This window comes from Pantoea piersonii (assembly GCF_003612015.1).
GTDB lineage: Bacteria > Pseudomonadota > Gammaproteobacteria > Enterobacterales > Enterobacteriaceae > Pantoea > Pantoea piersonii.
This window is the reverse complement of record NZ_RARB01000003.1, coordinates 290,067-302,971: the sequence shown is the minus strand read 5'-3', so window position 1 is coordinate 302,971 and position 12,905 is coordinate 290,067. Positions and strand designations below refer to the sequence as shown.

Sequence of the window (12,905 nt, the reverse complement as noted above, 5' to 3'; positions counted from 1 at the left end):
GGCTACCAGCTCAGCGTCACGGTCAGCGTGTCGGTGTAGACGCCAGCGCGCGTCGGGCCGGGCAGCCGCAGCAGGCCATAAATCGGCAACGTAATGTTGCTGGCGTTGCTGTAGCTCAGCGCGACGGCGCTGTTTACCGGAATGGCGGTGGTATGGCTGGCGTTGGTATAGAGGGCATAGGCCACGGTATTGGTATTGCTGGTGTGTTTCAGGTTGCGCGTCGTGGTGTAGTTGCTGCCGCCGTTAATGCTCATGCTCAGCGTCGTGCCGGGGGTACAGGCGAGCGTAATGGCGGTGCTTTGCACGAAGCTGGCGCTGACGCTGCTGCTGGCGACGCCTGACTGCGAGCCGAAATCAAGCGTGCCGAAAACGCCGGTATTCGTACCGGAGACGACGCAGCCCGCCACAATGGAAGCAGAGACTTGAAACGTGCTGGTAGGCAGGCTCCAGGCGCTAAGACTTCCTGTCAGCAGGGGCAGCGTGCAGATCAGCCTGCGCAAAGCGCGCAGCGCAGCCACCCGAATGCTCCTGAACGCGCGATCAGTAGTTCACGGCGACGTTAATGGTGTCGGTATAGGTACCTGCCGGAATAAGCGGGTTGAAGCCGCCGCCCACGACGCGCCCGTAGATGGCGTAGTTGGTGCCAAGCGTAGGGTCAGTGGTATCGGTGGCGGGGATATTGGTGTTGTTGGCGATAGCGGTGGTAAAGGCCGCGTCGCTGTACAGCGTGTAGGCGATCCCTTGCGTATTGTTGGAGCCGAGGATCAGGTAGCGCGGCTGGCCGGAAACCGTCCCAAAGACAGTGGCAGGTGCTGCGTTACTGCTGGTCACCTGCACGTTGTAGGTCTGACCGGTGGTGCAGCGCACGTAAATACCGTTGCCGGCCGCACCGACCAGCGTGGCGTTCAGGGTGTCGAAGGTCGCCGCGCTGCTGCCGAAGTTCAGGGTACCGAAGTTAACGCCGCTGGTGGCGGACTGGCCGTTCACCAGGCAGCCCGTGGTCAGCGTCAGGGTAGCGTTAATTGTCCCTGTCGTGGTGGCGGCAAAAGTAACAGAGGATAATGCCGAGGTCAGGCCCGCAGCGGCAAACAGAAAAAGCTTGAATTTCATAATTAATCCTTACCGATTATGTAGAGTCAGTGCTTTTTCGCCCGGTGATTAATTAGTAACACAAGCAAGATCTGGCGTAGCGGCCCCGGCCAGGCCAGAGATTACGCCTCATCCTGAGGAAAATCTTAGCTTTAAGCTAAGTGCTTTTTATAAATTTTACTTAATATAGAACAGCGCACAAGCTCCGGTGAAGCGATACCGCAACTTTTCATTAATCAATTAATTTATCCGGTCGATAAACCTGTAATACCAAGGCGTTGGGCGAGCCAAAAAAAAAGCAAAGCGGGGGACATTTTGCCCTCTACCGTCGCTTCGCTAACAGTGATATGTTCATACATTAATCAGAACCAGTTACGCTTTAACAGGCTATGCCAGGAAAAACCTTAATCGCATGTCGACCTGACCGGTACAGCGTTATACGGCCCTGAAAATAATAAACTGCACGGCTGACCGCTATTTATCCGTCTGTTTTTTGAAATCTTTGTTGATTACAACACAGCGCCTGCTCATGGGCGGGGTGTGAGGAGTTGCACATGCTGCTGGTCACCTGGGATAGCGTTCTGGTCGGCGTTTCGCTGATCGTCGCTTTTATTGCCGCGTTTACCGCGCTGGACACGGCAGGGCGCGTCGCGGTGTCTCACGGCTGGATGGCGCGCGTGTGGCTGATGGCTGGCGGCATGGCAATGGGCATCGGCATCTGGGCGATGCACTTTATCGGTATGCTGGCGATGGTGATGCCGATGCGCTACGACATTGGCCTGACGGTCTTTTCCCTGCTGGCGGCCTGCGTCGCCTGTATGCTGGCGTTTGCCCAGACTCAGGGCGGGCAGTTTAGCCGTCGCCGCTGGCTTATCGGCAGCGCCATGCTCGGCAGCGGCGTGGTGGCGATGCACTATACCGGCATGCTCGCGCTGCTTATCACGCCTGCGCCACACTGGCGCCTTCCGCTGGTTGCGCTCTCCGTCGCCATCGCTTACTGCGCCTCCGCCGCCGCGCTCTGGCTGGCTTTTCACCTGCGTCAGGGCGAAAAAAATCTGCTGACGATGCGCGCGCTCGGCGCGCTGGTGATGGGCGTCGCCATCGCGGGCATGCACTACACCGGCATGGCGGCGGCACAGTTCGATCGCCACAGCATGATGCTGGCGCAGGGCGTCAGCGGGCAGGGCCTGGCGGTATGGGTCGCGCTGGTGACGCTCTCTATCCTCGGCTTTACGCTGCTCGCCTCAATGCTGGATGCTCAGCTGCGCGCCGCGCGTCTGGCGCAGCGTCTGAAACAGGCGAATCAGGAGCTGCATCAGCTGGCGATGCACGACAATCTCACCGCGCTGCCTAATCGCGTGATGCTGGAGCAGCGGCTGGAAGCCGCCCTTAGCCAGGCGTTGGACGACGATAGCGGCTTTACCCTGATGTATATGGATCTCGACGGCTTTAAGGCTGTCAACGACACCTGGGGTCACTACGTCGGCGATCGCTTGCTGATTGCCGTCGCCGAGCGCCTGCGTGGCCAGCTCAGCGACGACGGGATGCTGCTGGCGCGGCTCGGCGGCGATGAGTTCGTACTGCTGACCCAGGGCAATGAAAGTCGACACGCCGTGGCGCTGGCGCAGCGGCTGGTCAGGGCGATCGATGCGGCGTTTGAGCTGGATCGCTACCTGTTGCGCGTCTCGCTCAGCGTGGGCATCGCTTTTTATCCGCAGCATGGGCGCAACAAGCAGGAGCTGATGTTCAACGCCGATTCGGCGATGTACCACACCAAACACAGCGGGCGTAACGGCTACTGTCTGTTCGAACCGGCGATGAGCGCCAGCGCGCAGCATCAGCTGGCGCTGGCCAACGATCTGTGGCTGGCGCTGGAGCGTCAGGAGATGCGGCTGTTCTATCAGCCGAAGTTTCGTTCCAGCAGCAGCGAGCTGATCGGCTTTGAAGCCCTGCTGCGCTGGCAGCACCCGACGCGCGGTCTGCTGATGCCCGACATTTTTTTGCCGCGCGCGGAAAAGACCGGGCAGATCGTCGCGCTGGGTAACTGGGTGATCAACGAAGCCTGCCGCCAGCTTAAACAGTGGCACAGCGACGGACACGCGCGCTGGACGGTTTCCGTTAACCTGTCAGCGCTGCAGTTTCACCAGCGCGATCTGCTGGAGACGGTGCGTCAGGCGCTGCTGCGCCATCAGCTGCCGGGCGGGTCGCTGACGCTGGAGATCACAGAGAGTATCGCCATGCGCGATCCGCAATTCAGCCAGCAGCGCATCAGCGAGCTGCAAAAAATTCAGGTCAGGGTGGCGATCGATAAGTTCGGTATCGGCTACGCTAATCTGCTGCATCTGAAAAACCTTGACGCCAGCGAGCTGAAGATTGACCGCAGCTTTATCAACAGCCTGCGCGCCGACAGCCAGGATGCCACCGTGGTAAGCGCAATGCTGGCGCTGGCACAGACGCTCAACCTGCAAATGGTGGCGGAAGGAGTCGAAACCGAAGAGCAGCAGACGCTGCTGACCCGGCTCGGCTTTGACGCGCTGCAGGGTTATCTTCTGGGTAAACCGACGCCTGCCGAGCGCATTGCCGACTTCGCCGCCGTTTGACGATAGATTTTAACGCTCACAGACATCGGAAGCTTTCATCGATGTGAGCTAATTACCTTTTGCCTTTTGCCGATAACCTGAGCAAATAATTCATCCGCGTGACTTTTTCATTACAACTCCATGGCTGCGTTTTTGCGCTTTAACGGGACTTCACTATGTTAGTGACCTCATACGATTCGTTTACCGTCATCGTCTCCATTCTTGTTGCGATGCTGGCGTCCTTTACCGCGCTGGATATGGCGGGCCGCGTGGCCACTTCAACAGGAAAAGTCGCGTTGATATGGCTGTTTGGCGGCGGCTTCGCCATGGGCGTCGGCATCTGGGCGATGCACTTTATCGGCATGCTCTCTATGACCATGGAGATGGTGATGAGCTACGACGCGTCGCTCACCGGCATCTCGATGGCGATTGCCGTGATCGCCTCGATCTTCGCGCTCTGGCTGGTCTGCCAGGGCGAATTACCGATAAAAAAACTGCTGGGCGGCGCGCTGGTGCTGGGCAGCGGCGTGGTGGCGATGCACTACACCGGGATGGCGGCGCTGATGCTTTCACCCGGCATCAGCTGGAACTGGAACTGGATTGCGCTCTCGGTGGTTATCGCGCTGGTGGCGTCTGGCGCGGCGCTGTGGCTGGCGTTTAACCTGCGTGACGGCACCACGGGCCGTACGACGCTGCTGCGTCTCGGCGCTTCGGTGGTGATGGGCCTCGCTATCGCGGGCATGCACTATACCGGCATGGCGGCGGCCAACTTTCCGGCGCACAGCCATACGATCAAGATGGGCGTCAACAGCAACTGGCTGGCGATCCTGGTGACGGTGGTCACGCTGGCGATCCTCGGCATTACGCTGCTGGTGTCGATGCTCGACGCGCGCATGCAGGCGCGTACCGCGATTCTGGCGCGCTCGCTGGCAGAGGCGAACCGCGAACTGGCGCAGCTGGCGCTGCACGACAACCTGACGCGCCTGCCGAACCGCATTCTGCTGGAGGATCGTCTGGAGCAGGCGATCAATAAAGCCAACCGCGAACGCACCCAGTTTGCGCTGATGTTTATGGATCTCGACGGCTTTAAGGCGGTAAACGACGCCTTCGGCCATCACGTCGGAGATAATCTGCTGATCGCCGTCACCGAACGCATGAGCGATCAGATGAAAGGGTATTACACGCTGGCGCGCATGGGCGGCGATGAGTTTGTGCTGCTGATTGAAATTAACGATCCCAACGACGCCGCCACGGTGGCGGATACGCTGGTCAAGGCCATTGAGCGCCCGTTTGCTATCTCCCGCTATGAGCTGATGGTGTCGCTGAGCATCGGCATTGCGGTCTACCCCGGCGACGGCAAAGATGAGCGCGAGCTGATGTTCAACGCCGACGCCGCGATGTACCACACCAAAAATAACGGGCGCAACGGACATAACTTCTTCCAGCCCTCAATGAATACGCTGGCGCAGACCCAGCTGCAGCTTAATAACGATCTGTGGCACGCCCAGGAAAACGGGGAGCTGCGCCTGTTCTACCAGCCGAAATATTGTGCGCCGCGCGGCCCGATTATCGGTTTTGAAGCGCTGCTGCGCTGGCAGCATCCGACGCGCGGCCTGCTGACGCCCGATATCTTCCTGCCGCTGGCGGAAAAGACCGGCATGATCGTCAATATCGGCAGCTGGGTCATCAACGAAGCGTGCCGCCAGCTGCACGAATGGCGTCAGCAGGGGCACAGCAACTGGTCGGTGGCGGTGAACCTCTCGGCGCTGCAGTTTGAGCAGAGCAGTCTGGTGGAAACGGTGATGGCGGCGCTGGCGACGCATGACATTCCGCCCGAGCTGCTGACGCTGGAGGTGACGGAAACCACCGCGATGCGCGATCCGGACGAGAGCGTGCGTATTCTTACCGAACTGACGCGGCTGGGGGTCAAAGCCTCGATTGACGACTTCGGTACCGGCTATTCGAGCCTGCTCTATCTCAAGCGCCTGCCGGCCAGCGAACTCAAGATCGACCGGGCGTTCGTCAATGAGCTACAGCATCACTCCGAGGATGCCACCATCGTCTCCGCCATCGTCGCGCTGGCGCAGTCGCTGGATCTGAAAGTGGTGGCGGAAGGGGTGGAAACGGCTGAACAGCAGGCGTTTTTAACCGGTTTAGGCTGCAATACGCTGCAGGGATATTTACTGGGTAAGCCTGTGCCGCCGGAGAAAGTCGCTGAACTGCCTGATTTCGCGCCGCTGTCGGAGCAGAAAAACAGCGTCACGTCGCCTCATACCCTTTGCGAAGCGCTGCCGGGATAAACCGGCAGCACAAAGTGACAGGATTGTTGCGTTGTTATTTGTGTTTGGTTAGCAAATACCTGCTTTTATGGTGTTTTTGCTGGCGCGCGCACATTGCAACGGTCATGAGGTTTGCCACACTTAGCTGAAAGCTAACCGGAGAACCTGTATGACTGCCCCCTCTTCCAGTCTGTTGTTACTGATGTCCTTCGCGGCGGGCACCTTTGCCGCCGGTTCGTCAAATAACCCGCAGCATCTGATGCTCGCCAGCCCATCGGGCGGCGTGCCGAACAATCCGCTGCCGCTTATCATCTGGCCGAGCATCGCGCTGGATGAGATGCAGGATGAAATGCAGAATGATGCGCAAAATGAAACGCAGGAGGAAGAACCCGACTTTGCCGGCTGGTTTGAACAGACCTTCGCGCGTAACGGCTGGCCGCCCTCATGGCGCTACGACATCTTTCCCTATACGCATTTCCATCCCAATACGCATGAGCTGCTGGGCGTGGCGCAGGGCTGGGCGGAAGTGCTGTTCGGCGGCGAAACGGGCCGTATGGTAACGCTGCGCGCGGGCGATGCGGTGCTGATCCCGGCGGGCGTCGGCCATAAGCAGGTCTATGCCAGCGAAGACTTTATGGTGGTCGGTGCTTACCCGGAGGGCTTTGCGCCAGAGACGCAGCGCGATGAGCCGGACAAGCTGCACGTGGCCCAGCAGCAGGTGAAGGAGGTGCCGCTGCCAACGCGCGATCCCTTTACCGGCAAAGAGGGCGCGATGACCGATATCTGGATGCCGATCGCCGACCGTTTCTGAGCCGCGCCGCGTCATAAATTTGAAAACATCTCGTCTTATTTTTGGCGTCACCATCGTCGAAAAAAGGCGCGTTATGTTCTCTGTCGATCAGGTTGTCGAACGCTTCTGGCCACAGGCTCACCCCACTGGCTGGCAGCGTCGGGTATTGCGCTGGGCCCTGCATGAAGAGGAGTTCCAGCGCTTCGCCGCGCGCTATCCCCATCTGAAAGGGCTCGATATGATCGAGCAGGTGCTGGAGCACCTCGACGTGCGCTGCGAGCTGAGCGAACGCGATCTGGAGCAGATCCCGCCGCGCGGGCCGGTCGTTATCGTCGCCAACCATCCCCTCGGCGCGCTCGACGGTCTGGCGCTGCTGTCAGCGGTGGCGCAGGTGCGGCGCGACGTGAAAATCGTCGCCAACCGCATGCTGATGATGGTGGAGCCGCTTAATACGCTGATGCTGCCGGTAGACAATATGGGCAACCGTACCAGCCGTGACCAGCTTCAGCGCATGCAGCAGCACCTCAGCAATGATGGCGTGCTGATTATCTTCCCGGCGGGCGAAGTGTCGCGCCTCAGCAGCCGCGGCGTGCGCGACGGCCGCTGGCACCACACCTTTCTGCGTCTTGCCGCCCGCGCCCGCGCCCCGCTGGTGCCGGTATTTATCGACGGGCGCAACAGCGGACTCTTCTACGCGGCGGCCAAAATCGCTCAGCCGCTGGCGCTGCTGATGCTGGTGCGCGAGATGTTCCGCCAGCGCGGCACCCGCATCAAGCTGCATATCGGCGCGCAAATTCCCTTTGCGCACTGGCATGACGGCCATACGCCGGGCAAAGCGCTGGCAAAACGGCTGCGCAAACACCTCTACCGTATCGGCCAGCAGCGTCCCGGCCTGTTCCAGACTGAAAAAGCGATCGCCCGCGCCGAGGATCGCGCGGAGCTGAAGCGGGCGCTGCGCGAGAGCGAGCATCTCGGCACCACCGGCGACGGTAAACAGATCTATCTGTGGCGGCGCAACGGCGCGACCTGGGTACCGCTGCTGCGCGAGCTGGGGCGACTGCGTGAAATCGCCTTTCGCGCGGTGGGCGAGGGCAGCGGCCGCCGTCGCGATCTGGATAACTACGACGACGACTATTACCACCTTATCCTGTGGGATGACGCGCAGCTGGAGATCGTCGGCGCCTACCGCTTTATTCCCGGTGACGAACAGCTCTCCAGACGCGGTCTGGAAGGATTTTACAGCCACAGCCTGTTCCACTACGACGAGCGCATGATGCCAATTTTGCAGCAGAGCATTGAACTGGGGCGCAGCTTTATTCAGCCTGCCTACTGGGGCAAGCGCGGGCTCGATTATCTCTGGCTCGGCATCGGCGCTTATCTGGCGCGCTATCCTCAGACGCGCTATCTGTTTGGACCGGTTTCCATCTCGGGTGGCATGCCGCTGGCGGCGCGCGATCTGCTGGTGGCTTTCTACCGGCTCTATTTCCCCACCGAACTGCCGCTGGCGACGTCGCGTCGGCCCTATCCCGCTTCGCTGCCGGACGTGCTGGCGCAGTTCAGCGGCGACGACTATCAGGAAGATTTGCGCAGGCTCAAGCTGCTGCTGAGCAACCTCGGCTGCGCTATTCCGACGCTCTATAAGCAGTATTCGGAGCTGTGCGAGCCTGGCGGCGTGCAGTTTATCGATTTCGGCAGCGATCCCGAGTTCAATCACTGCATCGACGGACTGGTACTAGTGGATTTAACGCGGCTGAAGGCGTCGCGCTACGAACGGTATATTGCCGTGCATCAGGTAGCGGCGGAGAAGACGGAAGGGTAAGCCTCCAGGCGTTTTGCCCACGCCGCGGCACAGGTGACTGATTTTATTGAGCGTTAAGCCCGACCCTCGGCGTCGGGCTTTTCGTGCATTTTCGCTTTTACCTGCTTATTCTTTACCGTCTTAAACCCGCCATTACACACGTTTATTTACAGTTGAACATTTTCTCGCCACTGCCGATAAAACACCTACTAACTTTCGTCATCCGCTTATTAGTGCTTGTCAAAACAGGGCATTTCGGATGTAGTCGGGGCCTCATTAAGAGCTTTCTTAATTTTTGGGGACAACCTCAGACAGCGCAGCAACAGGCTAATAACAATGGATAAAAATGCAGATGTCATGTATCGGTTACTGGTACAAAGCGTGATCGATTACGCCATCTATATGCTTAAACCAGACGGCACTGTCGCTAACTGGAATGCAGGGGCGCAACGGGCGAAAGGCTACACGCCAGATGAGATCGTCGGTAAGCATTTCTCGCTGTTTTACAGCGAAAGCGATCGGCAGAAGGGTGTGCCGCAGCGCGGCCTGGATACCGCCGCGCGCACCGGCAGCTTCGAAACCGAAGGCTGGCGCTACCGTAAAGATGGCAGCGCATTCTGGGCGCATGTGGTTATCGACGCCATCCGCGACCCCCACGGCGAGCTGATCGGCTTCGCCAAGATTACGCGCGACTGCACCGAACAGCAGGCGCAGCAGCGCAAAGAGCGTGAACAGGAGGCGCGTTTCCGCCTGCTGGTGGAGGGCGTAACCGACTACGCCATTTATATGCTGGATCACGACGGGCTGGTCGTAAACTGGAACGCCGGGGCGCAGCGCGCCAAAGGCTATGTTGCCGAAGAGATTGTCGGCCAGCACTTCTCCCGCTTCTATAGCGCCCAGGATCGCAAGGCGCTTATTCCACAAAAAAACCTGCAGACAGCCTATCGCACCGGCCGTTTCGAAGATGAGGGCTGGCGCTACCGCAAAGACGGCAGCGCGTTCTGGGCGCACGTTATTATCGACGCCGTGCGCGACGACGGTGGCAAGCTTATCGGCTACGCCAAAATCACCCGCGACTGCACCGAGCAGCAGGCGATGCTGCGCGCGCAGCGCGAGCAGGAGCAGCGCTTTCGCCTGCTGGTGGAAGGCGTCACCGATTACGCCATCTATATGCTGGATATCAACGGCTGCGTAGTGAACTGGAACGCCGGGGCGCAGCGCGCCAAAGGCTATGTCGCCGAAGAGATTGTCGGCCAGCACTTTTCGGTGTTTTACAGCGCGCAGGAGCGTTTGCAGCGCGCCCCGGAGACAAATCTGGCGACTGCACTGAAGAACGGCCGCTTCGAGGATGAGGGCTGGCGCTACCGCAAGGACGGCAGCGCCTTCTGGGCGCATGTGGTCATCGACGCCATCCATAACGACGAAGGAAAGCTGATCGGCTTCGCCAAGATCACCCGCGACATTACCGAGCGCCGCGAGCAGGAGCAGCAGCTGCTGCGCGCCAAAGACCTGGCCGAAGCGCAGAGCGCAAAAATGTCGGCGCTGTCGAAATTCCTCGATAATATCATCACCAATATTCCCTCCTGCGTGGTGGTCGAAGACGCCATTACGCGCGAGATCCTGCTGGTCAACGATCGGTCGGAAAAGCTGTTCGGCCTGTCTAAAGCGCTGCTGGTCAACAAAAAGCCGCACGAGTGCATGTCGGCTGAACTCAGCGACTACTTCAACAGCCTGGCGGATATTGCGCTGCGCAACGAGGGCATTCACCAGCGCGAGCAGCTATTGCTCACCGCCAGCGGCGAACGCATCCTGCATACCCGCGCCACCACCATCGCCGGACAGGATGCGCGCCAGAACTACATTATGCTGATCGTCGAGGATGTCACCGACCAGCGCGCCGCCGATGCGCGCATCCACCATATGGCGCATCACGATAACCTCACCAGCCTGCCGAACCGCATTCTGTTCCGGCAGCGGCTAAGCGAGGCGCTGCGGCATGATGCGCAGGGCAGCCGACAGACCGCCACGCTCTGTCTGGATCTCGACAATTTCAAGAACGTAAACGATGCGCTTGGCCACCAGATCGGCGACGAGTTGCTGCGCGCGGTCGCCAAACGGCTGCGCGCCGCGCTGCGCGATCGCGACACGCTGGCACGTATCGGCGGCGACGAGTTCGCTATCGTCCTGCCGTCCGTGGGGAATGCGGAGGAGGCGGCGCTCGTCGCCCAGCGCCTGATCGAAGCGATACGCCCGCCGGTTAACGTCGAAGGCCATAACCTGAGCGTCGGCCTCAGCGTCGGCATCGCCCTGAGCGGGACTATCACCAATACGCCGGAGCAGATGCTGCGCTGCGCCGATATGGCGCTTTATGAGGCCAAGCGTAACGGGCGCAATCGCTATGAGCATTTTACGCTGGTGATGGATGACGTGGCGCGCAGCCGCCGGGTGATAGAGAACGATCTGCGCGAGGCGATCGGCGGCCATCAGCTTAAGCTCTACTACCAGCCGATTACTGACGGCGAGGCGGTACAGTCGATTATCGGCTACGAGGCGTTGATGCGCTGGCACCATCCGGTGAAAGGGCTGATTATGCCGAACGACTTTATTCCCATTGCAGAGGAGAGCGGCCTGATTCATATGCTCGGTGCTTATGCGCTCTACGAAGCCTGCCGCGAGGCGACAAGCTGGGAAGGCAAGCAGACGGTGTCAGTAAACCTCTCGCCGCTGCAGTTTAAAAACAGCTCGCTGGTATCGGTCGTAGAGGCTGCACTGCGTGACTCCGGGCTGGAGCCGAACCGGCTGGAAGTGGAAATCACCGAGTCGGTGCTGCTCGACGACTCGCTCGGTAATATCCGCACGCTGGAGAGCCTGAAAAAACTCGGCGTGCAGATTGCGCTGGATGACTTTGGCACCGGCTATTCGTCGCTCAGCTATCTGCGATCCTTCCCGTTCGATAAGATCAAAATCGACAAATCCTTTATCAGCGATATGGGCGACAGTCGCGAGGCGCTGGCGATTATCCGTGCCATTACCGGCATGAGCCGCAGCCTCGATATTCAAATCACTGCCGAAGGGGTGGAGAGCAGCGAACAGTTCGCGAAGCTGCGCGAAGAGGGCTGTACGCTGTTCCAGGGCTACTATTTTGGCCGCCCGCAGCCGTCGGAGCTGCGGCTGAAAGCGCTACACACCCCGGCCTAATCATAGAGGCCGTGCTGCTGCACCGGCGCGTGGCTGGGGTTGTCGCGAATGCGGCGTACCGACTCGCGCACCACCAGCTTGCCGTGCAGCAGCAGCGTGCCGGGCAGCGCCTGCGCGTTCAGGCGCATGCTCTGCACTATGCGTACCGCCTCTGCGCCCAGCTCGTCGCGCGGCACCTGCACGGAGGTCAGCGGAATATCGTGGATGGCGGCAAGGTTAAAGCCATCCATGCTCATTACCGAGACATCCTGCGGCACGCGCAGTCCCGCCTGCTGCAACGCCTCCACCGCGCCAGCGGCGATATAGTCGCCGCTCGCCAGAATCGCCGTCGGCCGCTGGGCGAGCGGGCAATGCTTCAGGTATTCGCCCAGCCTTTCCGCCGCCTCAAGACGGCTGAAGCTGGTCAGCGTCAGCAGATGCTGACGGCTGTCGAAGCGCAGATTCATGGCGTGCCAGGCGTCGCGCACCCCCTGTAAACGCTGCTCCATGGTGTAGCGGCGCAGGCAGTGCAGCGACAAAATCTGGCGGTGTCCCTGTTCAAACAGATAGCGCGCGGCGCTTTCGCCAATCAGCTGATGATGTGGAGAGACTGAAGAGAGCCGCATACGGCGGTCCATCGCATTAATCAACACGCACGGCTTGTTTATCTCCGCCGCAAGCTGGTGGATATGATCGTCGTCGATACCCACCAGCAGCGCGGCGTCGGTCTGCTGCATCTTCTCCAGAAACAGCGACGTGTCGCTCTCATTCTCTTCCAGCGCGCAGTAGCGTAAACGCACCTCGTGCGGCGCGATCGCCTGCGCGATGCCCTGAATAACCTTGTAATAAAAGATATCGCTGCGCACGTCGAAGGCGCGCGGCGGCGCAAATACCATCAAATTATTCAGCAGCAGGCGCCCGCTGTGCAGGTTATCCAGCACCCCCTGCTGTTGCGCCACTGCCAGTACCTTGTCGCGCGTGCTGGCGCGGGTATTGGCTTTGCCCGCCAGCACGCGCGAAACGGTGCTGATCGACACGCCGCTGAGCGCCGCAATTTCGCTGATTTTCAGCCTTTGTTTCATTTTGTGATCGTCCTCAAATCTGCCAATGAAAAATTTTTCATTGCATGCTGAATCGCGTCAGATAAGGCAAAGAAGCAGCTTTAAACGCGTCGAAAAGTTTGCCATGAAAAA

At 59.8% G+C, this 12,905-nt stretch carries 8 protein-coding genes; 5 read left to right on the top strand and 3 right to left on the bottom strand.

The genetic code is table 11. The features are described 5' to 3' along the window. Positions 1 to 2: 2 nt before the first annotated feature. Together D7S44_RS10845 and D7S44_RS10840 are read right to left on the bottom strand one after the other, a co-directional pair. The gene (locus D7S44_RS10845; protein WP_240629459.1) at positions 3 to 491 is read right to left on the bottom strand and encodes a Csu type fimbrial protein; all 489 of its coding nucleotides are present in this window, start codon (positions 489 to 491) and stop codon (positions 3 to 5) included. Positions 492 to 540: 49 nt separating this feature from the next. Beyond that, positions 541 to 1,110 (bottom strand): spore coat protein U domain-containing protein, encoded by a 570-nt coding sequence (locus D7S44_RS10840; protein ID WP_120454733.1) that lies wholly within the window; start codon positions 1,108 to 1,110, stop codon positions 541 to 543. 533 nt (positions 1,111 to 1,643) lie between these two features. Between D7S44_RS10840 and D7S44_RS10835 the strand changes: the two genes are divergently transcribed. The 5 genes from D7S44_RS10835 (at position 1,644) to D7S44_RS10815 (ending at position 11,733) form a co-directional block, all read left to right on the top strand. Then, positions 1,644 to 3,689: a putative bifunctional diguanylate cyclase/phosphodiesterase gene (locus tag D7S44_RS10835; RefSeq protein ID WP_120454731.1), complete on the top strand. Its 2,046-nt coding sequence runs from the start codon at positions 1,644 to 1,646 to the stop codon at positions 3,687 to 3,689. Between the two features lie 155 nt (positions 3,690 to 3,844). Then, positions 3,845 to 5,968 carry a putative bifunctional diguanylate cyclase/phosphodiesterase gene (locus D7S44_RS10830; RefSeq protein ID WP_120454729.1) on the top strand — a complete coding sequence of 708 codons (2,124 nt, stop codon included), beginning with the start codon at positions 3,845 to 3,847 and terminating at the stop codon, positions 5,966 to 5,968. Positions 5,969 to 6,116: 148 nt separating this feature from the next. Next, positions 6,117 to 6,758 (top strand): cupin domain-containing protein, encoded by a 642-nt coding sequence (locus D7S44_RS10825; RefSeq protein ID WP_120454727.1) that lies wholly within the window; start codon positions 6,117 to 6,119, stop codon positions 6,756 to 6,758. Between the two features lie 73 nt (positions 6,759 to 6,831). After that, complete coding sequence (gene olsF / locus D7S44_RS10820; RefSeq protein WP_120454725.1) at positions 6,832 to 8,556, top strand: bifunctional ornithine lipid synthase OlsF; 1,725 nt, start codon at positions 6,832 to 6,834, stop codon at positions 8,554 to 8,556. Between the two features lie 315 nt (positions 8,557 to 8,871). Next, a complete protein-coding gene (locus D7S44_RS10815; RefSeq protein WP_120454723.1) occupies positions 8,872 to 11,733 on the top strand; it encodes an EAL domain-containing protein in 2,862 nt (953 codons plus the stop codon). Here D7S44_RS10815 and D7S44_RS10810 read toward each other — a convergent pair. Beyond that, positions 11,730 to 12,794, bottom strand: coding sequence for a LacI family DNA-binding transcriptional regulator (locus tag D7S44_RS10810; RefSeq protein ID WP_120454721.1), 1,065 nt, complete (start codon positions 12,792 to 12,794; stop codon positions 11,730 to 11,732). The two genes, D7S44_RS10815 and D7S44_RS10810, sit on opposite strands and share 4 nt — an antisense overlap. Between the last annotated feature and the right edge of the window lie 111 nt (positions 12,795 to 12,905).

Excerpts from the sequence above, each read along its gene's own strand:
- D7S44_RS10825 (WP_120454727.1), top strand. The coding sequence starts at position 6,117 with ATGACTGCCCCCTCTTCCAGTCTGTTGTTACTGATGTCCTTCGCGGCG.
- D7S44_RS10815 (WP_120454723.1), top strand. The coding sequence starts at position 8,872 with ATGGATAAAAATGCAGATGTCATGTATCGGTTACTGGTACAAAGCGTG.
- olsF (WP_120454725.1), top strand. The coding sequence starts at position 6,832 with ATGTTCTCTGTCGATCAGGTTGTCGAACGCTTCTGGCCACAGGCTCAC.
- D7S44_RS10840 (WP_120454733.1), bottom strand. The coding sequence starts at position 1,110 with ATGAAATTCAAGCTTTTTCTGTTTGCCGCTGCGGGCCTGACCTCGGCA.
- D7S44_RS10810 (WP_120454721.1), bottom strand. The coding sequence starts at position 12,794 with ATGAAACAAAGGCTGAAAATCAGCGAAATTGCGGCGCTCAGCGGCGTG.
- D7S44_RS10835 (WP_120454731.1), top strand. The coding sequence starts at position 1,644 with ATGCTGCTGGTCACCTGGGATAGCGTTCTGGTCGGCGTTTCGCTGATC.
- D7S44_RS10830 (WP_120454729.1), top strand. The coding sequence starts at position 3,845 with ATGTTAGTGACCTCATACGATTCGTTTACCGTCATCGTCTCCATTCTT.